General features: G+C 65.7%; 19 protein-coding genes. 1 reads left to right on the top strand and 18 read right to left on the bottom strand.

Annotation, left to right across the window (positions count from 1 at the left end; all coding sequences use genetic code 11):
- Positions 1–45: 45 nt before the first annotated feature.
- The 12 genes from NOF55_RS07540 to NOF55_RS07595 all read right to left on the bottom strand — a co-directional run bounded on the left by NOF55_RS07540 (position 46) and on the right by NOF55_RS07595 (position 13,864).
- Positions 46–951 carry an amino acid ABC transporter substrate-binding protein gene (locus tag NOF55_RS07540; RefSeq protein WP_306410726.1) on the bottom strand — a complete coding sequence of 302 codons (906 nt, stop codon included), beginning with the start codon at positions 949–951 and terminating at the stop codon, positions 46–48.
- Entirely contained in the window at positions 948–1,847 is a 900-nt protein-coding gene (locus NOF55_RS07545) for an amino acid ABC transporter substrate-binding protein (protein ID WP_306410727.1), read from the bottom strand. The genes NOF55_RS07540 and NOF55_RS07545 overlap by 4 nt, the downstream gene beginning before the upstream one ends.
- A gap of 187 nt (positions 1,848–2,034) precedes the next feature.
- A complete protein-coding gene (locus tag NOF55_RS07550; RefSeq protein ID WP_306410729.1) occupies positions 2,035–3,402 on the bottom strand; it encodes a sensor domain-containing diguanylate cyclase in 1,368 nt (455 codons plus the stop codon).
- A 538-nt stretch (positions 3,403–3,940) separates the two neighbouring features.
- Positions 3,941–4,732 (bottom strand): 3-hydroxybutyrate dehydrogenase, encoded by a 792-nt coding sequence (locus NOF55_RS07555; RefSeq protein WP_306410730.1) that lies wholly within the window; start codon positions 4,730–4,732, stop codon positions 3,941–3,943.
- 3 nt (positions 4,733–4,735) lie between these two features.
- Positions 4,736–6,691: an acetoacetate--CoA ligase gene (locus NOF55_RS07560; protein ID WP_306410731.1), complete on the bottom strand. Its 1,956-nt coding sequence runs from the start codon at positions 6,689–6,691 to the stop codon at positions 4,736–4,738.
- Positions 6,688–7,572, bottom strand: coding sequence for a 3-hydroxyisobutyrate dehydrogenase (gene mmsB, locus NOF55_RS07565; protein ID WP_306410732.1), 885 nt, complete (start codon positions 7,570–7,572; stop codon positions 6,688–6,690). Before mmsB ends, NOF55_RS07560 begins: the two co-directional genes overlap by 4 nt.
- A 10-nt stretch (positions 7,573–7,582) precedes the next feature.
- On the bottom strand, positions 7,583–9,178 hold the full coding sequence (locus tag NOF55_RS07570) for a GMC family oxidoreductase (RefSeq protein WP_306410733.1): 1,596 nt from the start codon (positions 9,176–9,178) through the stop codon (positions 7,583–7,585).
- A 76-nt stretch (positions 9,179–9,254) separates the two neighbouring features.
- The gene (locus NOF55_RS07575) at positions 9,255–10,184 is read right to left on the bottom strand and encodes a branched-chain amino acid ABC transporter permease (protein ID WP_306410956.1); all 930 of its coding nucleotides are present in this window, start codon (positions 10,182–10,184) and stop codon (positions 9,255–9,257) included.
- 80 nt (positions 10,185–10,264) lie between these two features.
- Positions 10,265–11,152: a branched-chain amino acid ABC transporter permease gene (locus NOF55_RS07580; protein ID WP_306410734.1), complete on the bottom strand. Its 888-nt coding sequence runs from the start codon at positions 11,150–11,152 to the stop codon at positions 10,265–10,267.
- Positions 11,153–11,155: 3 nt separating this feature from the next.
- On the bottom strand, positions 11,156–11,857 hold the full coding sequence (locus NOF55_RS07585; protein WP_306410735.1) for an ABC transporter ATP-binding protein: 702 nt from the start codon (positions 11,855–11,857) through the stop codon (positions 11,156–11,158).
- 1 nt (position 11,858) lies between these two features.
- Positions 11,859–12,644 (bottom strand): ABC transporter ATP-binding protein, encoded by a 786-nt coding sequence (locus NOF55_RS07590; protein WP_306410736.1) that lies wholly within the window; start codon positions 12,642–12,644, stop codon positions 11,859–11,861.
- An 11-nt stretch (positions 12,645–12,655) separates the two neighbouring features.
- A complete protein-coding gene (locus tag NOF55_RS07595) occupies positions 12,656–13,864 on the bottom strand; it encodes an ABC transporter substrate-binding protein (RefSeq protein ID WP_306410737.1) in 1,209 nt (402 codons plus the stop codon).
- A gap of 222 nt (positions 13,865–14,086) precedes the next feature.
- On the opposite strand from NOF55_RS07595, the gene NOF55_RS07600 reads away from it, so the two are divergent.
- Positions 14,087–15,028: a LysR family transcriptional regulator gene (locus tag NOF55_RS07600; RefSeq protein ID WP_306410738.1), complete on the top strand. Its 942-nt coding sequence runs from the start codon at positions 14,087–14,089 to the stop codon at positions 15,026–15,028.
- Between the two features lie 86 nt (positions 15,029–15,114).
- Here the strand turns inward: NOF55_RS07600 and NOF55_RS07605 are convergent, their stop codons facing one another.
- The 6 genes from NOF55_RS07605 to NOF55_RS07630 all read right to left on the bottom strand — a co-directional run bounded on the left by NOF55_RS07605 (position 15,115) and on the right by NOF55_RS07630 (position 23,772).
- A complete protein-coding gene (locus NOF55_RS07605; protein WP_306410739.1) occupies positions 15,115–17,799 on the bottom strand; it encodes a bifunctional diguanylate cyclase/phosphodiesterase in 2,685 nt (894 codons plus the stop codon).
- A 168-nt stretch (positions 17,800–17,967) separates the two neighbouring features.
- Complete coding sequence (locus tag NOF55_RS07610) at positions 17,968–19,782, bottom strand: DEAD/DEAH box helicase (RefSeq protein WP_306410740.1); 1,815 nt, start codon at positions 19,780–19,782, stop codon at positions 17,968–17,970.
- Between the two features lie 93 nt (positions 19,783–19,875).
- Entirely contained in the window at positions 19,876–21,000 is a 1,125-nt protein-coding gene (locus NOF55_RS07615) for a DmpA family aminopeptidase (RefSeq protein WP_306410741.1), read from the bottom strand.
- Positions 20,997–21,824, bottom strand: coding sequence for an ABC transporter permease (locus NOF55_RS07620; protein ID WP_306410742.1), 828 nt, complete (start codon positions 21,822–21,824; stop codon positions 20,997–20,999). Before NOF55_RS07620 ends, NOF55_RS07615 begins: the two co-directional genes overlap by 4 nt.
- Positions 21,821–22,702 (bottom strand): ABC transporter permease, encoded by an 882-nt coding sequence (locus NOF55_RS07625; protein ID WP_306410743.1) that lies wholly within the window; start codon positions 22,700–22,702, stop codon positions 21,821–21,823. The genes NOF55_RS07620 and NOF55_RS07625 overlap by 4 nt, the downstream gene beginning before the upstream one ends.
- Positions 22,699–23,772: an ABC transporter ATP-binding protein gene (locus NOF55_RS07630; RefSeq protein ID WP_306410744.1), complete on the bottom strand. Its 1,074-nt coding sequence runs from the start codon at positions 23,770–23,772 to the stop codon at positions 22,699–22,701. The genes NOF55_RS07625 and NOF55_RS07630 overlap by 4 nt, the downstream gene beginning before the upstream one ends.
- Position 23,773: the final 1 nt, after the last annotated feature.

The following is a 23,773-nucleotide window of genomic DNA, read 5'->3' on the forward strand; positions in this document are numbered from 1 at the left end:
CGCCCATACCCGACCGCCATAGTGATGCGCCCGTCCGCCCGCGTCTCAGCGGAACATGGCGAAATAGTCGGTCAGTTCCCGGCTCATCGGAATATCGAGCCCGAACGCCAGGCCGGGCAGCGTGTTCCTGAACCACCGGTCGTAGAGCTGGTCGATCTGCGGCGTCGCATAGATCCGGCCGAGAGCCGCATTGACCGCCGCGTGGAACGGCGTGTCGTCCTTGCGCATCATGAAACCGTAGGGAAGCATAGCCGAAACGGTATCGTCCGACACGGTGTACAGCGCCGGCTGGCCGGTCTCGCGGATCATGGCTTCGAGCAGGATATCGTCCATCACGAAGGCGGAAGCGCGCCCCGTCGTCACCATGTCGAAGGCCTGCTGAAGGGATTCGACCGGGATCAGGGACAGTTGCAGGCGCCTTTCACGGTTGATCCGGCCGATCTGCGCGATGTTTACGGTGCCGAGCGCGGCGGCAATGCTGTGCCCCCTCAGATCGTCGATCCGGTGCAGGCCGTTCTTCGCCAGGCTGACGAAGCGCGTCGCGGTGAAAAAGTGGCTGAGCGCGAAGGCCGCGCTCCTGCGCCGCTCCTCGGTGTTGGTGCTCGCCTCGCATTCCAGATCGTATTCCCCCTCGTTCAGCAACTGGACGCGATCGATAGGCGTGCGGGGAACGTAAACGATGTCAAGCGCGTCGAGGCCGAGCTGCCTCTTCAGATCCTCGGCCACCAGCTTGCAGATCTCGACCGAGTAACCGGTCACGTTGCCGTCGGCATCGCGATAGGAGAAGGGCGGCGTCGTTCCGTAGCCGAGACGCAGCACCCCGTCGCGGCGGATGCGATCCAGCGTGCCGGCCGTCGCATCGGCCTGCGCCGGCGGGCTGGACGTGAGAAGAAGAATACCGGCCAGAGCCAGCAGAAAACGGAGCGGTTGCAGGCCGGAGATAAGGTTCATCGCTCCTCCACGCCATCGTCTTTCAGCACCGCCGCCAGCACCTCCTTCATTTCGCTGGCGAGCGGCATGTTCATGTTCCGGCCGTCCGGCGGCATCGGCTGCGTGAACCAACGGTCGTAGATCTCCCTGATCTCGCCGCTTTCGAACAGCGCCCGCATTTCCCTGTTGAATGCCGTCTTGAAGGCGTAGTCGCCCGGCGGCATCAGAATGCCGTAGGGCTCAGGCTCGCTCAGGGCTTCCCGGGAAATCACGTATGCCGAAGGGTCGGGCGACGACGCGATCAGCCCGGCCAGCAGGATGTCGTCCATCACGAAGGCCGACACGCGGCCGGAACTCACCATGTCGAAGGCTTCCTGATGCGACCGGCTGAGGATCACGGAAATGTTCAGCTTGCGCTCCCGGTTCAGCGCATTAAGCTGCTCGACATTGATCGTTCCCGTCGTCGACACCACGCTGCGCCCCGTCAGGTCGGCAATCGTCGCGAGACCGTCCACGCGGCGGGACACGAAGCGCGTCGCGGTGACGAAATGCGGATGGGAAAACTCCGCCAGCTTGCGCCGTTCCGCCGTATTGGTGGTGGCCGCGCATTCCAGATCGATCTTGCCCGTGCCGATCATGATGAAGCGCGTGGCCGTGGTGACGGGTGTGAACGCGATGTCGATCGGCCCGAGGCCGAGCGTCCGGCGCATCCTCTCGATGACGTTGAGACAGATCTCGGTCGAATAGCCCGTCACCTCGCCGTCCGAGACGTAGGAAAAGGGCAGTTCGCCTTGCCTGTGCCCGATCGTGATCGTTCCGGTCCTGGCGATACGCTCCAGCGTATCCTCCGCACACACCGCTCCAGCCGCCAGGACGGCCACGGAAAACAGGGAAAAGAAGGCTGTCAATCTCGTCATTCCGAGGCATATCCCTTCATATCCGGTGCGGGGGTCGAGGCGGATGAAGCCGCCTGTCCCGCGATGTATTTCCAGAGCATTTCCAGCAGAAGTGCGCAGCAATCTTGCGCCCGGAAATGCGTAAAAACAAAGAGTTAGAGAATTTTCGCGATTCCGGGGAAAAGCGGAAATGCTCTAGGGTCAGGACCTAGGCGCCGAGGGCGCGGTATTTTCCTTCGTCTTCAAGAAGCGTGTCGCTGTAGAATGCATAGGTGCGGCGACCCTGCCGCTTCGAGGCATAGAGCGCCGCATCGGCACGTGTGAACAGTTCATGGGCGTCGCGTCCGGCCTCGGGGGCGCAGGCGATGCCAACGCTGCCACCGATGCTGAGCTGCAACCCGTCGACGACGAAGGGCCTGCCGAGCGTTTCGACGATCCGTTCCGCCAGCCGCCGCCCTTCCTTCTCGCTGTCATGGGAGACATGCTGGAGAATGGCGAACTCGTCGCCGCCCAGCCGCGCGGCGATATCGTCCGCGCCGAGCAGAAGCGACAGGCGGTTCGCCACGGCCACCAGGAGCGTGTCGCCCACGGCATGGCCGTGCGTGTCGTTCACCGGCTTGAACAGGTCGAGGTCGAGCATCAGGAAGTTGACCCGCTGACCGTCCGACAGGCTGTCCGTCGCCTTGGCCAGCGCCTTGTTGAGATAGGCCCGGTTCGGCAGTCCCGTCAGGCTGTCGTGATGCGCCATGTGCTCGAACTGAAGGGTCGCCTCCCTGACCTCGCGCAGATGCTCGCGCTCGACCACCGCCTCGCGAAGCGTCTCGATGGCATCCGCTAGATAGCCTATCTCGTCGTTGCGCCCCCTGAACGGCGTGGCGACGCCCGTGTCGTTGTTGGCGATGCGCGTGAGCGCCTGGATGAGAACCGGCACCGGCCGGAACAGGCGCCGCATCAGGAAGGCGACGATGGCCGTCGTGACGACGAGCACCGCGATCAGCACGAGAAGCGACTGCTTGACGAGCGCGTTGCGGGTTTCGAACAGAGCGGCGCTTTGCCCGATGCTGGAAACGACGAGCCCATGCACCTCGCCCCTGCTGGCCACGACCGGCAGCGCGCTGACGAGATGCTGCACGCCGTCCACCGTTGCGAAACCGACGAAGAACGAGGCCCGATCCGGCGACGGCGCGTCGGAATCGTCGAAGGTGATGAGGACGCCGGCATGATTGTCGCCCGACCCGGCGGTGGAGACGAAACCGCTTCCGTCCTCGTTCTTCTGGAACAGCCAGACCTCGTTGCGGGTCTGCGCGGCGGCCAGCGCCAGCACGTCGACCGGGTTGAAGCCGGTGCTCAGAATCGAGGTCTCGTCGCCGATCGGCAGTTCGCTGACGATGCGCACGACCTGCCCTTCCGCGTCGGCCTCGACGACGAGCGCGGTGTAGATGCCGCGAATGACCGAGCTGACGATCTGCGCATTCATTTCCGCCTGGTTGCGCCATTGTTCGCGCATGCCGCGTTCCAGCATCAGGAAACCGGCGGCGGCGCCCGCGCCATAGGCGACGAAGACGCCGAGCAGCATGAAGACTGCCGCCTTGCCAAGCAGGGAATGACGCCAATGCGGCGCGGCCCGATCATTGTCAGGGCGTGTGCTTTCAGGCGGGTTGCCCGCAGCCTTCGCTGCCTCACTCTTCATGATTTGCGGCCCTGATGCGTCTCTGGGTTCACTCGCCTCACCATCATGCGGCGTCACACATTTCATAGCGCTTAACGTCGGTGGAGAATATTGTTACAACCATTTCGACGCACCGCAACCATAACCATTGGTTGATGACTCGTTAAGTCGTAATTTGATTAATATCAGATTTTAACGGGACTTTGCGCACCGATCTCCCGCAAGATGCAGGAATCGTTGGCGAAACACCGGGTGCAACCGGTCGTGCAGCCGGCAGGCAGGCCGGAAACGCCCGATCTCTTTCAGGACAACCTCCGTGCGCATTGCTTCGATGCGTCGCAACAGGCAGGCCTCGAATGTGGCGAAACCGGGACGGCCGTAACACATATACGCCTGCCCTGACGACCCGAATCCCACCGGCGAAGACGGCAGCCGGCGCAAGGCCTCACTTCGCCGTCCAGCCGCCGTCGATGGAAATCGTCGTGCCGGTGATCGACCGCGCCGGATCGCCCGCCAGATAGAACGCCATTTCGGCGATTTCCTCCGTCTGCACGAAGCGCCGGGTCGGCTGCGGGGCGAGCATGACCGTCCTGATCACCTCGTCCTCGCTCATGCCGTGGACCCGCGCCTGATCGGCGACCTGCGCGGCGACCAGCGGGGTCCAGACATAACCGGGACAAATCGCATTGCAGGTGATTCCATGCTCGGCCACTTCCAGCGCCACGCTCTTCGTCAGGCCAACGACGGCGTGCTTGGTAGCGACATAGGCGGCCTTGAAGGGCGAGGCGCGCAGCCCGTGCGCGGAAGCGACATTGACGATGCGGCCCCAGCCGCGCGCCTTCATGCCCGGCAGGGCAAGGCGGATCGTATGGTAGGCGCTGTCCAGCGACACCGACACGATGCGGGCGAAATCCGCCGGCGCGATGTCCTCGATGGCCGCGACCTTCTGGATGCCGGCATTGTTGACCAGCACGTCGATGCGGCCGAACCGCTGGATGACGGACCGGGCAAGGGCCGCGCTCTGGTCGCCATCGGCCAGATCGGCGGGAAAATAGGCCGGTGCGTATTGCGCACCGGCTCCGATCTCCGCCAGGGCGGCACCCGCCCCGTCGGGCGTCTCGATGCCGTTGACGGCCACGACATGGCCCGCCTGCGCGTAGCGGCGGGCGATGGCGAGGCCGATTCCGCTCGTCGAGCCCGTCACCAGCACGATTTTGGGTTCCGGTGCGTCCGCCATGATCTAGTCCCTCAATTGCGGCAGGTTGCGGAAGAAGTCGAGCGATTCGGGATTGGCCAGCGCCCCGGCATTCTTCACCGCCCGCCCGTGGATCGTATCCCTGACGGCGATCTCGGAAATCTTGCCCGAACGGGTGCGCGGAATGGCCGGTACCGCAACGATCTTCGCCGGCACATGCCGCGGCGTCGCACCGGCGCGGATGCGGGCGCGGATCGTCTTTTCCAGCTCCTCTGTCAGCGCCCGGCCGTCCTTCAGCCGCACGAACAGAACGACGCGCTGGTCGCCGCCGATGTCCTGCCCGACGGCAATCGCCTCCTCGACCGTCTCCACCGTCTCGACCTGACGGTAGATTTCCGCCGTGCCGATGCGCACACCGCCGGGGTTGAGCGTCGTGTCGGACCGCCCGTGGATGACATAGCCGCCGGAAGGACGCTTCTCGGCGAAGTCGCCATGTGCCCACAGGCCGGGGAAGCGCTCGAAATAGGCGGCTCGGTAACGCGAACCGCCCGCGTCGCCCCAGAATTTCACCGGCATGGACAGATGCGCGTTGCGGCAGACGAGCTCGCCGGGCAGGCCCGAAACGGAACGACCCTCGTCGTCCAGCGTGTCCATATCCATGCCGAGCATCGGCCCCTGCAACTCGCCGCGCCTGACCGGCTGGAGCGGGTTGCCGCCGAGAAAGCAGGCGCAGATATCCGTGCCGCCGGAAATCGAGGCGAGATGCACATCGGCCTTCCAGTCGCGGTAGACATAGTCGAAGGACGGACCGATCAGCGGCGAGCCGGTGGATAGGATCGTGCGCAGGCTCGAAAGATCGTGGCTTTCGCGCGGTCTCACGCCCGCCTTCAGGCAGGCGTCGATGAACTTCGCCGAGGTGCCGAACGTGGCGATCCCTTCGGCATCGATCAGGTCGATCAGCCGCGCCGGCGCCGGATAGCCGGGATTGCCGTCATAGGTGACGAGGGTGGCGCCGAGCGCCAGACCCGAGACCTGCCAGTTCCACATCATCCAGCCGCAGGTGGTGAAGTAGAAGAAGCGCTCGCCTTCGCGGATGTCGCATTGCAGCTTCTGCTCCTTCATGTGCTGGAGGAGCAGCCCGCCGCCGGAATGGGTGATGCATTTCGGCTTGCCTGTGGTGCCGGATGAATAGAGGATCGCCAGCGGCGCCTTGAACGGCAGGCGGTTGAACGCGATCCGCCCCGGTGTGAACGGCGCGAGGAACGCATCGAGCGTGACGCAGCCGAGATCGGCGAGCGCCTCGGGCACGCCCTCCCCGATCAGCACGATCCGTTCAGGGCCCGCGCTTTCGGCGACCGCCCGGATGGCTGGCGCGACGTCGATGCGCTTGCCGGCATAACCGTATTCCGCAACGGCGATCAGCACCTTCGGCGCGACCTGCGACAGCCGGTCGGAGGCTGCTGTGGGGCCGAAGTCCGGCGAGCAGGACGACCAGATCGCCCCGATGGCGCTTGTCGCCAGATAGCCGGTCATCGCCTCGATATCGTGGGTGACGATGGCGCCGACCCGGTCGCCCTCCCGCACCCCCACCGCCTCCAGCGCCTGCGCCATGCGCGAAACCGCGTCGTAGAGCCCACTGCGCGTGATGGTACGGCGCGTGCCGTCGTCGCGGTGCGCGATCACGGCCAGCCGCTCGTCGGCGTCGCGCAGCAGGTTCTCGGCATAGTTCAGCCGCGCGCCGGGATAGAAATCGGCCTGGCGGATCGTCTCCCCCGGCGCGAAGGCCGCCACGCCCTTCTCGCCGACGATGCCGAGTTCGTCCCACAGCAGGGCGTGAAAGGCATCGGGCTCGCGAATCGACCAGTCCAGAAGCCCCGCATAGTCGTCCGGCCGCACGCCGTGCAACCGCGCCGTCCGTTGCGCGAAGGCGTAAAGCGCCGAGGCTTCGAGGCGCCCGCGGGAAGGCGTCCAGAGAATATCGGAGGGCGCCAGCACATTCATGTCCCGCCTCCCCTCAGCATTTCGACGATGGCGGAAAAATCGCGGTCGCCGCTGCCGCCGGTGATGAACGTCTCGTAGAGACCGGCCGCCGCGGCGCCGAGCGGCGTCATCGCCCCGGAGGCGGAGGCCGCCTCGCGGGCAAGCTTCAGGTCTTTCAGCATCAGCGCCGCGGCGAAGCCCGGCCGGTAGCCGCTGTTGGCGGGCGTCGTCGGCACCGGCCCCGGCACCGGGCAGTAGGAGGTGAGCGCCCAGCACTGGCCGGACGAGGTGGAGGCCACGTCGAACAGCGCCTGATGCGAAAGCCCCAGACGCTCGCCGAGCACGAAGGCCTCGGAAACGGCGATCATCGAGATGCCGAGGATCATGTTGTTGCAGATCTTCGCCGCCTGTCCCGCACCCGCGCCTCCGCAATGCACGATCTTCCGGCCCATCGTCTCGAGGATCGGCGTCGCCGCCGCGAAGGCGGCCTGCGAACCGCCGCACATGAAGGTCAGCGTCGCGGCCTTCGCACCACCGGTGCCGCCGGAAACCGGTGCATCGACGGACAGGCAGCGCAGCGCGGCGGCAAGGCCGTGCGCCTTGCGGGCGCTTGCGACGTCAACGGTCGAGCAGTCGATCAGGAGCGTGCCCTCGGGCACGAGCTTCACGAGGTCGCCGTGAACCGCGACCACATGCTCGCCCTTCGGCAGCATCGTCACCACCGCATCGGCGCCGGCGACCGCCGCCTCCAGCGTCGCGGCGGCCGTCACCCCTTCGGCCGCAGCCGCGCGGCGGCTCGCTTCGGCAAGATCGAACCCCTTTACGGCATAGCCGGCACGGGTGAGATTGGCCGCCATCGGCAGGCCCATGTTTCCGAGACCGATGAAAGCGATGTTGCGCATGAGAGCCTCCCTATCGATTGTCCGCGAGGATCATGTCGGCGGCCTTTTCCGCGATCATGATGGTCGGCGAATTGGTGTTTCCGGACGTGATCGTCGGCATGATGGATGCGTCGGCCACGCGCAGCCCCTTCAGGCGGCGCAGGCGCAGGCGCGGATCGACCACGCTCTCCTCGTCCGAGCCCATCCGCATCGTGCCGACCGGATGGAAGATCGTCGTGCCGATGTCGCCGGCGGCCCGCATCAGGTCCTCGTCGTTTTCATAGGCCGGGCCCGGTCTGTATTCCTGCGGATCGAAGCAGGCGAAGGAGGGCTGGGCCACGATGCGGCGGGTGAGACGGATGGCGTTGACCGCCACCTGCCGGTCGCTCTCCGTCGAAAGATAATTGGGCCGGATATCCGGCTGCATGGCGAAATCGGCGCCCTTCACATGCACGGAACCGCGGCTTTCCGGCCGGAGATTGCAGACGCTCGCCGTCATGGCCGGGAAGGCGTGGACCGGATCGCCGAACTTGTCGAGCGACACCGGCTGGACGTGATATTCGAGGTCCGCCGTCTCCTTTTCCGGCGAGGAACGGGTGAAGACGCCGAGCTGGCTGGGCGCCATCGACATCGGCCCGGACCGTCTCAGCGCATACTGGAAGCCGATCCGCGCCTTGCCGAACAACGTCGAGGCCTGCTCGTTGAGCGTCGGCACGCCGGCGACCTTGTAGACCATGCGCAATTGCAGATGGTCTTGAAGGTTTTCGCCAACGCCGCCGACCTCGTGCAGGACCTCGATGCCCGCCTTTTGCAGCACGTCCCCCCGGCCGACGCCGGACAGTTCCATGATATGCGGCGAGCCGACGGCGCCGGCCGAAAGCACGGTTTCCCGGCGCGCCCTGACCGTCCTGAACGTGCCGTCATGGTGGAACTCGGCGCCCTTGACCGCGCCGTCCTCGATGATGAGCCGCTTCACATGCGCCTTGGTCAGCACCGTCAGATTGGCCCGGTTGCGGGCGGGCCTCAGGAACGCCTTCGCCGTGTTCCAGCGCCAGCCGGAGCGCTGGTTGACGTCGAAGTAACCGGCGCCCTCGTTGTCGCCGCCGTTGAAATCCTCGGTCGCGGGAATGCCCGCCTCCGCCGCCGCCTTCTGGAAGGCGTCGAGCACGTCCCAGCGCACGCGGGCCTTTTCCACGCGCCATTCTCCGCCCGTGCCGTGCACGTCGCTCTTGCCGCGATAGAAATCCTCTGACTTGAGGAACCACGGCAGCACGTCATCCCAGCCCCACCCCTCGCAGCCCATCTGCCGCCACTGGTCGTAGTCGCGCGCCTGGCCGCGCATGTAGATCATGCCGTTGATGGACGAGCAGCCGCCGAGCACCTTGCCGCGCGGGTAGAGGAGCGAGCGGCCGTTCAGCCCCGGCTCCTCGACCGTCGTGAAGCACCAGTCGGTGCGCGGATTGTTGATGCAGTAAAGATAGCCGACCGGGATATGGACCCAGTGGTAGTTGTCGCTGCCGCCCGCTTCGAGAAGCAGCACGCGGTTGTTCGGGTCCTTCGACAGCCGGTTTGCCAGAACGCAGCCTGCACTGCCCGCTCCGATGACGATGTAGTCGTAGTCGCCCATGTTCTTCTCCGGGAGGGTGCCGTGCCCGCGTTCCGGGGTCGCCGGACGCGGGTCGGGCGCTCCATGTCCTGCAACGTTACCTGCGGTGTTCGAAGCCGAGCTTCCGCCCCAGCCGCGAGGCGTAGAATTCGCCGACCAGCCCCCGGCGGAACACCAGCACGCAGGCCATGAAGACGAGGCCGGTGATGATCGTGACCGGGAAATCGGAGGTGGCGAGGTAGTTCTGGAGCGTCACCACCAGACCCGCGCCGAAAATCGGGCCGATCATGGTGCCGATGCCGCCGAGCAGCGTCATCAGGATGACCTCGCCCGACATCTGCCAGGTCACGTCCGTCAGCGTGGCGAACTGGAAGACCAGCGCTTTCAGCCCGCCGGCGAGACCGGCGAGCGTCGCCGACATCACGAAGGCGCCGAGCTTGTAGTGCTGCACGCTGTAGCCGAGCGAGACGGCGCGTTGCTCGTTCTCACGGATCGACTTCAGGATCATGCCGAAGGGCGAGTGGACGAAGCGCCGGATGACCAGAAGCACGATCACGAAGGCGGCCAGAACCGTGTAGTACATGTTGGTCTGTACGTTGAGGTCGATGAAGCCGAACAGGTGGCCGCGCGGCACCGACTGCAAGCCGTCCTCGCCGTGCGTGAAGGGGGCTTGCAGGCAGAAGAAATAGAACATCTGCGACAAGGCCAGCGTGATCATGGCGAAATAGATGCCCTGTCGGCGGATCGCGACGAAACCGATGACCAGGCCGAGCGCGGCCGCCCCCGCCATGCCGATCAGGATGCCGATCTCCGGCGGAACGCCCCAGACCTTCACCGCATGCGCGGTGAAATAGGCCGCGCCGCCGAAGAAGGCGGCATGGCCGAAGGAAAGAAGCCCCGTATAGCCGATCAGGAGGTTGAAGGCGCAGGCGAACAGCGCGAAGCACAGGACCTTCATGATGAAGATCGGGTAGATGAACATCGGCGCGGCGATCAGCGCTGCGAGCCCCGCGCCGATGAGCACCATCTTCACCGGGCCGAAGCCGGCGGGCGCCTCGGCGGGAACGATGGCGCGGGACGGATTGGTATCGATGGCTTTGGACATGATCAGGCGTCCTTTCCGAACAGGCCGGCGGGGCGGATGAGCAGGACGATCGCCATGATGACGAAGATGACGATGTTGGAGGCTTCCGGATAGAAGACCTTGGTGAGGCCCTCGGCGATGCCGAGCATGTAGCCGGTGACGATGGCCCCCATGATGGAGCCCATGCCACCGACCACCACCACCGCGAAGACGACGATGATGAGGTTCATGCCCATCAGCGGCGAGACCTGGTAGATCGGCGCGGCCAGCACGCCGGTGAAGCCGGCGAGACCCGCCCCCAGCGCGTAGGTCAGCGTGAGCAGCACCGGCACGTTGATGCCGAAGGCCTGCACCAGCGTCGGGTTTTCGGTGGCCGCGCGCAGATAGGAGCCGAGCCGGGTCTTTTCGATCAGCACCCAGGTGGCGATGCAGCCGAGAAGCGAGACGACGACCACGAAGGCGCGGTAGTTCGGCAGGAACATGAAACCGAGATTGGTTCCGCCCGAAAGCGCCGCCGGCACGGAATAGGGCTGCCCCGCCGCACCGTAGATCCAGCGGAACGTACCCTCGATGACCAGCGCCAGCCCGAAGGTGAACAGCAGGCCGTAGAGCGGATCGACCTTGTAGAGCCGCGACAGCAGGAGCCGCTCGACGATCGCGCCGAGGATCGCCACGACGATCGGCGTGACGACGAGCGCCACCCAGAAATTCATGCCGAAATGCTGCAAGCCGATATAGGCGACGAAGGCGCCCAGCATGTATTGCGCGCCGTGGGCGAAATTGATGACGCGCAGCAGGCCGAAGATGACGGCCAGCCCCAGCGACAGCATGGCATAGAAGGAGCCGTTGATGAGACCGACCAGCAATTGCCCGAGAAGCGCCTGGACCGGAATGCCGAAGATCATGGTCATCGCTTAAACCCCCAGCACCCTGTTGAGATCGCCCATGCGGTCGGAAAGCTCGCCCACCGGAAAGTCGCCGACCATCTGGCCGTGATCCATCAGGTAGAAGCGATCCGCAATGCGACTGGCGAAACGGAAATTCTGCTCGACCAAAACCACGGTCATGCCGCGGCTCTTGAGTTTGCCGAGCACCTCGCCGATGCGCTGCACGATGACGGGCGCAAGCCCCTCGGTCGGCTCGTCCAGCAGCAGCACCTTCACCCCGGTGCGCAGGATGCGCGCCATCGCCAGCATCTGCTGCTCGCCGCCGGAAAGCTTTGTGCCAGGGCTGCCGCGCCGCTCGTGAAGGTTCGGGAAGAGTTCGTAGATCTCGTCGAGGCTCATGCCGCCGGGCGCCACCACCGGCGGCAGCATCAGGTTTTCCTCGACGGTCAGCGTCGCGAAGATGCCGCGCTCCTCCGGCACGAAGCCCACGCCGTATTTCGCCGTCCTGTGCAGCGGCACCGGCATCAGGTCCTTGCCGGCAAGGCGGATCGTTCCCTTGCGGCTGCGGATGAGGCCCATGATGGTGCGCAGCGTCGTCGTCTTGCCGACGCCGTTGCGGCCGAGAATGGTGATCGTCTCGCCCTCGCCGACCGTCAGGTCGACGCCGTGGAGCGCCTGGCTTTCGCCATACCAGGCTTCGAGATTGGAAACTTCGAGAAGCGCGCTCATGTCAGGCCTCCTCCGTGCCCATGTAGGCGGTGCGCACGCGCGGATCGGCCGCGACCTCGGCATAATCGCCCTCGGCGAGGATTTCGCCGCGCTGGAGCACGGTGACGTGATGGCAGATATCCGCGACGACCGTCAGATTGTGCTCGACCATCAGCACGGCGCGGGTCTTCGCCACCTCGCGGATCAGGTCCGAGACATGGGCGACGTCCTCGCCGCCCATGCCGGCCATCGGCTCGTCGAGCAGCAGCACCTCGGGATCGAGGGCGAGCGTCGTTGCGATTTCCAGAACGCGCTTGCGGCCATAGGACAGATCGGCGGCCAGCGCATGCTTCTCGCGCGACAGCCCGACGGCGGCCAGCAGTTCCTCGGCGCGGGCGTTGAGCCGGTCGAGCGAGGACATGGGCAGCCAGAACTGGGTGGCGAGGTTGTTGGGCCGCTGAAGCGCGACCCTCACGTTCTCAAGCACGGTGAGATGCGGAAACACCGCCGAAATCTGGAAGGAGCGCACGAGACCCATGCGCGCCACCTTGTCCGGCGGCGTTTTCGTGATGTCGGTCCCCATGAGGGTGATCGTCCCGCCCGTCGGCTGGAGGAATTTGGTCAAGAGGTTGAAGACCGTGGTCTTGCCGGCCCCGTTGGGACCGATCAGCGCATGCACCCTTGCATGACGGACGTCGAGATCGACGTTCTTCACGGCAGCGAAGGCGCCGAAACTCTTGGAAAGACCGCGGGCGGCAAGTACGACCCGGGGTTCCTCTTCGGTGCGAAGGACGGGAGCGATCGTCATGGCGGCCTCTTTTACTGCGTGACCAGCGGGCAGCCGCTCTTGGCCGGGTCCATGAAGGCTTCGTCGCCGGGGATCGTCGCGAGAACCGTGTAGTAGTCCCACGGGGTCTCGCTCTCGCCCGGCTTCTTCACTTCCATGAGGTACATATCGTGGATCATGCGGCCGTTGGCGGCCACCTTGCCGTCCCTGGCGAAGACGTCGTTGACCGGCGCCTCCTTCATGGCCTTGGCGACGGCGTCGGCATCGTCCGTGCCGGCCGCCTCGATGGCTTTCAGGTAATGCAGGACGGCGGAATAGGTGCCGGCATGCACCATGTTCGGCATGGCGCCCGTGCGTTCCTTGAAGCGCTCGCCGAAGGCGCGGGACTCGTCGTCGCGGTTCCAGTAGAAGCCTTCCGTCAGCGTCAGGCCCTGCGCGGCCTCGAGACCGAGCCCATGCACCTCGGCCAGCGTGAAGAGAAGGGCTGCAAGCCGCTGGCCGCCGGCGACGATGCCGAATTCCGCCGCCTGCTTGATGGCGTTGGACGTATCGAGGCCGGCATTCGCCAGGCCGATGACCTTCGCGCCGGAAGACTGGGCCTGCAACAGGAAGGACGAATAGTCGGTGGTGCCGAGCGGATGGCGCACCGCGCCGAGCACCGTGCCGCCATTCGCCTTGACGAAATCGCCGGTGTTTTCTTCCAGTGAATAGCCGAAGGCATAGTCGGCGGTGAGGAAATACCAGCTGTCGCCGCCCTCCTTCACCAGCGCGCCGCCGGTGCCGACGGCGAGCGAATAGGTGTCGTAGGCCCAGTGGAAGCCGTAGGGCGTGCATTGCTTGCCGGTCAGTTCGGTCGTCGCAGCACCCGTGTTGATGGTGATCTTCTTCTTCTCGCCCGAAAGCGCCTGCACGGCGAGGCCAACCGACGACGAGGTGAGTTCCATGATGGAATCGACCTGTTCGGTATCGTACCATTGCCGGGCGATGTTGGCCGCGACGTCGGCCTTGTTCTGGTGGTCGGCCGTCACCACCTCGACGGGTGCGCCGAGAACCGTGCCGCCATAGTCCTCGACCGCCATGCGCGCGGCCTCGTAGGAATATTTGCCGCCGAAGTCGGCGTAGACGCCGGACTGGTCGTTCAGGATGCCGATCTTCACCTTGCCGTCCGAAATTTCGGCGGCATGGACAGCGGTTCCCGCGGCCAGAGCGATGGCCGTGGACAATAGAATACCGTTACGCATGACTTCTCCTCCCAGAGATCGATTGCGTGCAAAAAATCCGATCGGTGCGATTGCGCACGGATGCCCGATCCGGGGCATCCGCGCCAAGGCAACCGGGTGGAGCGCCACCCTCCTCAAAGCAGCGCATCCAACGCCTAGAGTTCAGGAAATCCGGCGTTGACACAAGAGCGGGGCATCATCAAATTGCGAACAGGCTTCGTTCATTTCTGAACAGACGGGATCATGACGAGCGCATTCACCTGGGACGACCTGCAACATTTTCTTGCCGTGGCGCGCACCGGCCAGCTTTCGGGCGCCGCCCGTTCGCTGCGCACCAGCCACGCCACCGTCTCGCGCCGCATAGATCGGCTGGAATACATGCTGAAGGTGAAGCTGTTCGAGCGCAACCCGCGCGGCTACGAACTGACGACCGTGGGGCGGCGCCTGGTGGAAATGGCCGAACGCATAGAGGCGGAAACCGACCGGCTGCAAGCCGACATCTGTTCCGTGGGCAGCCTGCTGCGCGGCGTGGTGCGGCTGACCGCGCCGGAGGGCTTTTCCAATTTCTTCTTCGTGGAGAAGCTGAAGGAGCTTGCCCTCACCCATCCGCAGGTCACGGTGGAACTCATCATCATCCAGCAGATCATGGCGCTCTCGCGCAAGGAGGCGGATGTGGCCGTCACGCTCGATCCGCCCAAGGCCGGACCCTATATCAGCGAGCGGATCATGGACTACACGCTGCATATCTATGCGACGCGCTCCTATCTCGCCAGCCGTCCGCCGATCCGGCAGCGGGAGGACCTGCTCGGCCATTTCTTCATCGGCTACGTGCAGGACCTGATCTTCTCGCCCGGCCTCGACTATCTGCGCGACGTGCATTCGGGCCTGCGGGCGAGCTTCCAGTCGTCGAGCATCTTCGCGCAGCTGACGGCGACCCGCGGCGGGCGGGGCCTGTGCATCCTGCCGAAATTCATCGCCGAGCGCTTTCCCGAACTGGAAATGGTGCTGCCCGGCGACGTCGAGCTGCGGCGCGGCTACTGGCTGACCTGCCATCAGGATCTCGCCGATGTGCCGCGCATCCGCACCATCATGGATTTCATCCTGACCACGACCCGGGAGAACGAGCGCCTGTTCATGCCGCCGGCGCAGGCGACGACCCCCGCAAGCCTTCGTCCGCAATCGTGATCGCCCGCGCCCGGCTAGAGCATCCGGAATTGCGCAAAAACAAACAGATAGAGCATTGGAGATGATCCCGTTTCACCGCAAATGCTCTAAACGGAAAAACCGCCGGCAACAGCCTTCAGCGAAACGGCCTCGCCGCCAACCACGAAATGGTAGAGGTCTTCGGCCTGCATCGGTTTCGCAAGCGCATAGCCCTGCAAGGCGTCGCATCCGAGATCGCCGAGCACCTTCGCCTGCGGCATGGTTTCCACCCCCTCGGCCACGGTGCCGATGCCGAGCGCCCGTCCCATTTCGATGATCGAGGCGACGAGCCGGCAGCGCGCGCCGGACGCCTCGACGGAGGCGACCAGCTTCCTGTCGATCTTCAGCCTGTCCGGCGCCAGATCGAGAAGATTGACGATGGAGGCGTGGCCGGTTCCGAAATCGTCGATCTCGATGCCGATATTCGCCTCCTTGAGGCGGGCAATGGCGGCCTTCAGATCCTCTCCCCCGTCATCGAAGGAGATGGATTCGAGCAGTTCGAACGAGAGCGAGCCCGGTTCGAACGACAGCCTCGATATGTGCCGGAACAATTCCTCGTCCTGAAGGCGTGCGAACGAGATATTGACCGACAGCTTGGGAATGCTGAGCCCCCGGCCGCGCCAGTCGGCAAGCTGGCGCAGCCCCTTTTCCAGCATCGCCTCGTCGATCTTGCCGACCAGACCGAGATCGTTGGCGATAGAGAGGAACTCGCCCGGCGGCAGGATGCCGCGGGTCGGGTGGTTCCAGCGGGCCAGCGCCTCGACGCCGACGATCGCGAACGTATGCGCATCGAATTGCGGCTGGTAGACGGGGAAGAACTCGTCCCGCTCGATGGCCGAAACCAGTTCGTCCGAAATCGCCTTCACCCGCACGACCGTCAGCCGCAACTGGTCGGTGAACTGCTCCACGCGGCTTCGGCCCTGCTTCTTCGCCTCGTAAAGCGCGATATCGGCATTGATCAGCAGATCCTGGATGGTATCCGTGCCGAGCGACTGGATGGCGACGCCGACGCTGCATCCGATCCGGCACGTCGTGCCGCCCATGTCGAAAGGCTGCGCCATGCCGGATATGATGGCGTTGGCCAGTTCCTGGGCGCGCTCCGCCGGTGCGTCGGCGCGAATGACCACGACGAATTCGTCGCCGCCCACGCGCGCCGCGAACTCGTCCGGCTGAAGCACGGCAGACAGGCGTTCACCCACCTTCACCAGCAGGTGGTCGCCCGTCGCGTGGCCGAGCGTGTCGTTGATTTCCTTGAAACGGTCGAGATCGACATGCAGCAGGGCCAGTGCCCCGCCGCCGGCGTAATTTTCCTGCGTGGAAAGATGCAGGTCGAGATAGCGCCGGTTCGGCAGGCCGGTCAGCGCATCGTGCATCGAAAGATGCTCGAGACTGTGGCGGGCGAGCCGTAACTCGGCATTCTGCGCATCGGCCTGCGCCTTGGCATCGCGCAGGGCCTGGGTGAGCAGCATATCCTCCGTGACGTCCCAGTTGACGCCCACGACCCGCACCCCGTCGGCCACGGCATACATGTGGCCCATCGCCCGGATGTGGCGGATTTCGCCATCCGGGCGAACGATGCGGAACTGGCCGCTGAAATTGCGTCCGGTCTCGATTGCGGTGCGAAGCTGGCGTTCCGTCTCCTCCAGGTCGTCGGGATGAACCGCCCTGCGCCAGTCGTCGTAATCGAACCGGCCCCGGCCGGGCGGGGCGGAAAACAGTTCCCGCAGCTTGTCGTCCCATTCGAGGCTGCCGTCTGTCGTGTCAAGTTCCCAGACCCCGATCGACGAGGCCGACAGCGCCATTCCCAGACGTTGGGAGAGCCTCAGCATGTCCGCCTCGCGCTGTTGCAGAATCCGCGTCCGGCGGTAGCGCTGGTTGAGCAGCACTCCCGTCCAGACGAGCGGCAGAAGAATGCAGATGGCGACGCCCCATGCCTCGAGCCGCGCGGTAGTCAATTGCGGCGAACTGACCTCCCATCCGGCCTTGGGGACGGCCGAAAGGCTCCAGTGGACGTCGCCGAGATCGAGCCCGACGGAGACGGGATCGCGTCCGGCGATATCGCCCTCCGTGAAAAACGTCAGCGGCGGCGCGCCGTTCTCGGTCTTCGCAAGCGAGAAATCATACACCTCGCCGAACGCCAGCAGCCCCGAGGACCGATAGAGCTTGTCGAGGTCGAGCACGGACGACAGGAGGCCCCACAGTTCGCCATTGTCGTGACGATAGACCGGGTAGCGAATGATGAGCCCGATGCCGCCCTGCACCAGATCGACCGGCCCCGTTACCACCGGCCGCCGCTGCGAAAGGGTCAGCAGCACGGCATCGCGCTGGTGCTCGCTGGTCCGGTAGTCCAGCCCGAGCGCCTTGCGATTGGGTTCCAGCGGGTAGAGGAGCCTCACCACGAGGTCCGGCGCCGCGGCGAGGTGGTTGAGGCTGGTCTCGGCCCCGAACAGGCCGCTCGCCAGCGCCTCGAATTTCGCCTGCGTCATGTCCGGCTCCACGCTGAGCGCGGAAACGAGCCCTTGCGACAGGGCGATATCGGTCCTGACGGTCGACGAAAGGCTGCCGCTGATGGCCAGCAACCGGTCTTCGACGGCGGCACGCCGGGCTTCGCGAAACTGCTCCGTCCGCTCCCGGTCGATGCGCCAGACCGCGGCTGCAACCACCGCGAATGCGACGATGGCCGGCAGAAAGCCAAAAAGGGCGATGGCCCTTTCCCGGTCGAAGAATCCGTTGTCCGGTCTATGCCAACCCATAGCGCAGGCCTCCAGGCCCTCAATCTACTCCGCAATCGTTAATGTTTACGCCGCCGGACCACTGCGAGACCGCGCGCCGCCGGGCCATCGGCGACGACGCACGGCCGCAACCTTCCGGCATGATACTCTTCGGTTGTGCATTGCGAAACGGAGAGAATGCGGGTGACGCTATTTGCGGCGCTCGAAGCCCTTGCCGCCCTTCGCCCCGGGTTTGCCCTTGTCCTTGAACGGCTTGCCGTCCCGCGGGCCGGCACCGCCGCCGGGTTTGCCGTCCGCCTTGCGGAAGGGCTTGGCCTTCGGCCTGTCGTCGCGAAACGCCTCGTTGCGCGGACGGCCGAGATCCGGCACCCCATCGAGACGCGTGACGCGAATGCCGCGCTCCAGCACCTTGTCCTTGCCGATCGACTGCTGGAAGCTGTCGGCATGGCCCTCGGCGATCTCGACGAAGGTTTCGTCCTGCTGCATCTTGATCGCGCCGATCTCGCCCTTGCTCAGGCCGCCGTTGCGGCACAGCATCGGGATCAGCCAGCGCGGCTCGGCCTTCTGCTTGCGGCCGACCGACAGCGAGAACCAGACGCTCGGCCCGAACTCGCCACGCGGCGTGCGCGGCACGAAGTCCGCTTGCGGTCCCTTGCCGTCACGCGGCTTGCGGCCGCCTTCCGGAGAAACGGCGACCTCGATCAGTTCTTCCGGCGCGGAATAGCGGGCGCGATAGAGGCTGACGAAGGCGGCGGCGAGCTTTTCGGCGCCGTAATCCGCAACGAGACGCCCGACCAGTTCCCGCTCCTCTTCGCGCGGCGCCTCGGAAAACACCGGATCGGCCAGCAGCCGTTCGTCGTCCCGGCGCGCGACCTCGTCGGCCGAAGGCGGACGCGCCCAGGTGGCCTCGATGCCCGCGCCGCCCAGGATCCGCTCCGCCTTGCGCCGCTGGTTGACCGGCACGATCAGCGCGCTGATGCCTTTGCGGCCGGCGCGGCCCGTGCGGCCGCTGCGGTGAAGCAGCGTTTCCGGATTGGTCGGCAGGTCGGCATGGATGACCAGATCGAGGCCGGGCAGGTCGATGCCGCGCGCGGCGACGTCGGTGGCGACGCAGACCCGGGCGCGGCCGTCCCGCATCGCCTGAAGCGCATGGGTCCGCTCGTTCTGCGTGAGTTCGCCGGAAAGGGCGACGACCGGGAAATTGCGGTTGGTCAGACGCGCCGTCAGATGGTTCACCGCCGCGCGGGTCGAGCAGAAGACGATGGCGTTGGTGGCGTCGTAATAGCGCAGCGCGTTGATGATCGCGTTCTCGCGATCCGACGGAGCGGCGACCAGCGCGCGATACTCGATATCGCCGTGCTGCTTCTCCTCGGTCGTCGCGGCAATGCGCACGGCGTCACGCTGGTAGCTCTTGGCGAGCCGGGCGATGGGCGCGGAAACAGTGGCCGAAAACATCAGCGTGCGCCGCTCCTTCGGCGCCTCCTCCAGAATGAATTCCAGATCGTCGCGGAAACCGAGGTCGAGCATCTCGTCCGCCTCGTCCAGCACCACGGCCCTGAGAGAAGACATGTCGAGGGCATTACGGCGGATGTGATCGCAAAGGCGGCCCGGCGTGCCGACGACGATATGCGCGCCGCGCTCCAGCGTCCGCCGCTCGGTGCGGATGTCCATTCCGCCGACGCAACTCGCGACGACAGCGCCTGTCAGCTCGTAAAGCCATTCCAGCTCGCGCTTGACCTGAAGGGCGAGTTCGCGTGTCGGGGCGATCACCATCGCCAGCGGCGCGGCGGCCCGGCCCAGCGTCTCGCGTCCGGCCAGCAGCGTCGGGGCGATCGCGATGCCGAAGGCGACCGTCTTGCCCGATCCGGTCTGCGCGGAAACCAGCGCGTCGGCGCCGTCGAGCGCGGGATCGAGCATGGCCTGCTGTACGGGGGTGAGAGTGACATAGCCGCGCTTCACCAACGCCTTGGCGATCGCCGGGACGGCGCCTTCGTGATCGGTCATCTGTTCGTCTTTCGGATTTTCGGCGCCGGGGCGCCAAGTGGTGCGGCGCATCGCCGGATCTGGCGCTGTCCCTAAAGAGCCGCGCCGCAAAAGTCAAAGCAATTGCGGCGCCGGAACCGGCCCGGGCGGCAGCGGCGATCCGCTAGGGTCCGCTGCCCGGAACAGGGCGGCCAGCCGGTCGTGGCTGATGGCCCGGCACGTCAGCCCGGCGGGCTTGACGGTCGCCACGTCCTCGCCCGCGACGATGGCGTTCACCACCGCCTCGTCCACGGCTTCCACCGCGGCGAGATAGAGCGGGTCGATCCGTTCCGGGTTCAGCCAGTCGAAGGACTGGACGAGGCCCTGCCGCTGCGGCATCGCCTGAGCGTTGGCGGTGGAAAAGGCGAGGAAGATATCGCCCGAATTGTTGCCGCCCGGCGTTCCCGCACGGCCGATGCCGATGGCGGCGCGCTTGGCGAGCGCCTTCAGCGAAAGCGGCGAAAGCGGCGCATCCGTGGCGAGAACGACGATGATCGAGCCGGTCTCCTTCTCGATCAGCCGGTCTTCCGGCATCAGCGCGCCGACCGGGCGGCCGAGCACCGTGAACCAGGGGCGAATGCCGTGATTGGCCTGCACCAGCGCGGCGACGGTGTAGGTCTGCCCCAGTTCGACGCGGCGCGAGGCCGTGCCGGTGCCGCCCTTGAACTCGTAGGCGATCATGCCGTTTCCGCCGCCCGTGGAACCTTCCGCGACCGGACCGGAACGCGCCGAGCGCAGGGCTTCGAGCGCATGTTCGGGCGCGACGGCAAGGCGGTTGATGTCGTTGAGAACGCCGTCATAGGTTTCGGCGACGACAGGCATCGCCCAGGCATGGTCGTTGCGGAAGAAATCGGCATAGGTGTCGATCATCCAGCGCACGGCCCCGGTATGGCAGGCGCCGACCGCATGGGTGTTGGTGATCAGGACCGGCCCGAGGAAATGGCCCGCATCGTCGATCCAGTGGGTTCCCGTCATCTCGCCATTGCCGTTCAGCGCGTAGTGTCCGGCCCAGACGGGAACCGGCTCCGGCCCGTGGCCGCGCGGCAGGATGGCGGTGACGCCGGTGCGCAGGCGGTCGGCGGGATCGGTCAGCGTCAGAAAGCCGACCTCGACGCCCGCGACGTCGGTGATGGCGTTGAAGGGTCCCGGCGTGCCGGGAAAGGGCAGGCCGAGGTCGCGGGCCCGTTTCTTCTTGATCATTTTCGCGTTTCTCCCCGTGCGCGCAGCCAAAGTCCCAACGCCGCGATCAGCACGGAGGCGAGGATGATGAGGGTGGCGATGGCATTTATTTCCGGCTTCACGCCGCGCCGGATCATCCCGAAGATGAAGACCGGCAATGTCTGCGATCCGGTGCCGGCGATGAAATAGGTGATCACCAGATCGTCCATCGAGATGATGAAAGCAAGCATGGCCCCGCCCAGGATGCCCGGCGCGAGCTGCGGCAGGGTGATCTTGCGGAAGGTCGTCCATTCGTCGGCCCCGAGATCGGCGGAAGCCTCCTCCAGCGCGGGATCGAGGCCGGCGAGCCGCGCCTGCACCACGATGAAGACGTAGGAGGTGAGAAAGGTGCATTGGCCGATGATGATCGTCAGCAGGCTGAGCTTCATGCCGATCGTGGTGAAGAAGATGAGCAGGCCGATGCCGAGGACGATGTCGGGCATCATCATCGGCAGCATCATGCCGCCCGCATAGACGCCCCGCCCCCGGAAGCGATAGCGCGAGACGGCAAGCGCGGTGGCGGTGCCGACGACCGAGGAGAAGGCCGTCGTCACGGCCGCGACGATCAGCGAGTTCCTCAGGGCCGTGAGAAGCTGCGGCGTGCTTTCCAGATAGATCGCCCGCTGGTTGGGGTCGAGCTGGCGTTCGCCGATGCCGAAAAGTCCCTTGTACCAGTCGAGCGTGAACCCCTCCCAGACCAGCATGTTCACCGGGTTCGAATTGAAGGAATAGCCGACGATGACCAGAAGCGGCGCATAAAGAAACACGAAGAAGAGGAACGAAAAGGCGGCGAGCGGGTGTTTCATCCAGCACCTCCCGCTTTCCGGGTCCGGGCGGCGAATGTGGCCAGCACGATGAACACCACCGCCATGACGACCATCGCCAGCGCTGAGCCGAACGGCCAGTTGCGCGAGGAGAGGAACTGCTGCTCGATCAGATTGCCCGTCATCAGCCCCCTCGCGCCGCCGAGCACGTCCGGCACGATGAAGTTGCCGGCCGCCGGAATGAAGACGATCACCGATCCGCCCGCGATCCCCGGCAGGGTCATGGGCAGGGTGACTTTCAGGAAGGTCTGCCAGGGCTTCGCACCGAGATCCGCCGAGGCGTCGATGAGCGCCCGGTCGAGATTGTCGACCGATGCGAAGAGCGGCAGGAACATGAAGGGAATGTAGATGTAGACCATGCCGAGAACGACCGCCGCCGGCGTATAGAGAATGTCGACCGACGCGCCCGCAAAGCCCAGCGCGGCGAGCGCCGTGCCCAGGAAGCCGGACGGCTTCAGGATCAGGAGCCAGGCATACAGGCGGACGATGAGGCTGGCGAAAAAGGGCAGCGCGATCAGGAACAGGAAGATCATGCGCCAGCGCTGCGGCAGGCCGGCAATCCAGAAGGCGACCGGATAGCAGACGACGAGGCAGACGAAGACGGTGAACGCGGCCAGAAGCAGCGACCGACCGAGAATGCGCAGATAGACGGGATCGAAAAGCTCCATCATCCCGTCGGCCCAGCCGAAAATGCGGCCGTAGTTCCAGTGATAGAAGGTCCATTCCACACCGCCGTAGAGGCCGGGGGTGAGCAGGGAATAGACCGCGATGATGCCGAGCGGCATCAGGAAGAAGACGCCGAGGAACAGGGTGGCGGGGGACAGCAGGAGGAAAAGCTGCACGTTCCGGCGGTGTGTCATGCCCCATCCCTTATCACATGCACGGTGGCAGCGTCGTAGCCGAGGCTCACCCTTTCGCCCTCGCGCGGGGCAGCGGCGCTGTCGCGGGCGACGACGCCGATTTCCGGCCCGCCGTCCTCCGGCGCGACGCGAAGATGCAGGTCGGCGCCGAGATAGACGGCGCGGGTCACGATGCCGGCAAGGCCGGCGGCGGCAAGCGTGAAATCGGTCGGCCGCAGCACGGCCGTGGCCTTCGCCCCGGCGGAAAGGCCGGCGGCGGGAACGGCGAGCGCCAGCCCGGTCTGCGTGCGCAGCTCGGCGCTTTCGCCGTCGATGCGCGCCACGGTGCCGGAAAAGAGATTGGTCTCGCCGATGAACTCCGCCACGAAGCGCGTCGCCGGGCGGCGGAAGATCTCGCGCGGCGTGCCCGCCTGCTCGACGTGGCCGGCGCGCATCACCACGATCCGGTCGGACATGGTCAGCGCCTCCTCCTGGTCGTGGGTGACGAAGACGAAGGCGATCCCGAGGCGATGTTGCAGGTCCTTGAGTTCGATCTGCATCTGCTGGCGCAGGTTGCGGTCGAGCGCCGAAAGCGGCTCGTCGAGAAGAAGCAGGCGCGGCTTCGCCACGATGGCGCGGGCGAGCGCCACGCGCTGGCGCTGGCCGCCCGAAAGCTGGCCCGGCTTGCGGTTTTCCATCCCAAGGAGCCCGACCTTTGCGAGGGCGTCCTCCACCTCCGCCCTGCGCCGGCCGCGCTCGACGCCGCGCACCTCCAGCGCATAGCCCACGTTGCGAGCCACCGTCATATGGGGAAAGAGCGCATAGGACTGGAACACCGTGTTGACAGGCCGCCGGTGCGGCGGAAGCCCGGTGAGATGGGCGCCGTCCAGCAGGATCGCCCCGCTGTCGATCTGCTCGAAGCCGGCGATCGCCCGCAGCAGCGTGGTCTTGCCGCAGCCCGAGGGACCGAGCAGCGTGACGAACTCGCCGTCGCCGACGGAAAGATCGATGCCGCCTAGGGCCTGGAAGCTCGATCCCTCCGGCGTGAGGAAGCTGCGCCACACGGCGCGGACGTCGAGGAAGGTCTTCACC

It is taken from the genome of Ectorhizobium quercum, assembly GCF_026552795.1.
GTDB classification, from domain to species: Bacteria; Pseudomonadota; Alphaproteobacteria; order Rhizobiales; family Rhizobiaceae; genus Ectorhizobium; species Ectorhizobium quercum.

Bases quoted from the DNA above. Each gene is read 5' to 3' on its own strand.
- NOF55_RS07540 (WP_306410726.1), bottom strand. From the start codon at position 951: ATGAACCTTATCTCCGGCCTGCAACCGCTCCGTTTTCTGCTGGCTCTG.
- NOF55_RS07545 (WP_306410727.1), bottom strand. From the start codon at position 1,847: ATGACGAGATTGACAGCCTTCTTTTCCCTGTTTTCCGTGGCCGTCCTG.
- NOF55_RS07550 (WP_306410729.1), bottom strand. From the start codon at position 3,402: ATGCTGCTCGGCGTCTTCGTCGCCTATGGCGCGGGCGCCGCCGCCGGT.
- NOF55_RS07555 (WP_306410730.1), bottom strand. From the start codon at position 4,732: ATGGCGGACGCACCGGAACCCAAAATCGTGCTGGTGACGGGCTCGACG.
- NOF55_RS07560 (WP_306410731.1), bottom strand. From the start codon at position 6,691: ATGAATGTGCTGGCGCCCTCCGATATTCTCTGGACGCCTTCCCGCGGG.
- mmsB (WP_306410732.1), bottom strand. From the start codon at position 7,572: ATGCGCAACATCGCTTTCATCGGTCTCGGAAACATGGGCCTGCCGATG.
- NOF55_RS07570 (WP_306410733.1), bottom strand. From the start codon at position 9,178: ATGGGCGACTACGACTACATCGTCATCGGAGCGGGCAGTGCAGGCTGC.
- NOF55_RS07575 (WP_306410956.1), bottom strand. From the start codon at position 10,184: ATGGTGCTCATCGGCGCGGGGCTCGCAGCGCTGATCGCCGCGCCGATG.
- NOF55_RS07580 (WP_306410734.1), bottom strand. From the start codon at position 11,152: ATGACCATGATCTTCGGCATTCCGGTCCAGGCGCTTCTCGGGCAATTG.
- NOF55_RS07585 (WP_306410735.1), bottom strand. From the start codon at position 11,857: ATGAGCGCGCTTCTCGAAGTTTCCAATCTCGAAGCCTGGTATGGCGAA.
- NOF55_RS07590 (WP_306410736.1), bottom strand. From the start codon at position 12,644: ATGACGATCGCTCCCGTCCTTCGCACCGAAGAGGAACCCCGGGTCGTA.
- NOF55_RS07595 (WP_306410737.1), bottom strand. From the start codon at position 13,864: ATGCGTAACGGTATTCTATTGTCCACGGCCATCGCTCTGGCCGCGGGA.
- NOF55_RS07600 (WP_306410738.1), top strand. From the start codon at position 14,087: ATGACGAGCGCATTCACCTGGGACGACCTGCAACATTTTCTTGCCGTG.
- NOF55_RS07605 (WP_306410739.1), bottom strand. From the start codon at position 17,799: ATGGGTTGGCATAGACCGGACAACGGATTCTTCGACCGGGAAAGGGCC.
- NOF55_RS07610 (WP_306410740.1), bottom strand. From the start codon at position 19,782: ATGACCGATCACGAAGGCGCCGTCCCGGCGATCGCCAAGGCGTTGGTG.
- NOF55_RS07615 (WP_306410741.1), bottom strand. From the start codon at position 21,000: ATGATCAAGAAGAAACGGGCCCGCGACCTCGGCCTGCCCTTTCCCGGC.
- NOF55_RS07620 (WP_306410742.1), bottom strand. From the start codon at position 21,824: ATGAAACACCCGCTCGCCGCCTTTTCGTTCCTCTTCTTCGTGTTTCTT.
- NOF55_RS07625 (WP_306410743.1), bottom strand. From the start codon at position 22,702: ATGACACACCGCCGGAACGTGCAGCTTTTCCTCCTGCTGTCCCCCGCC.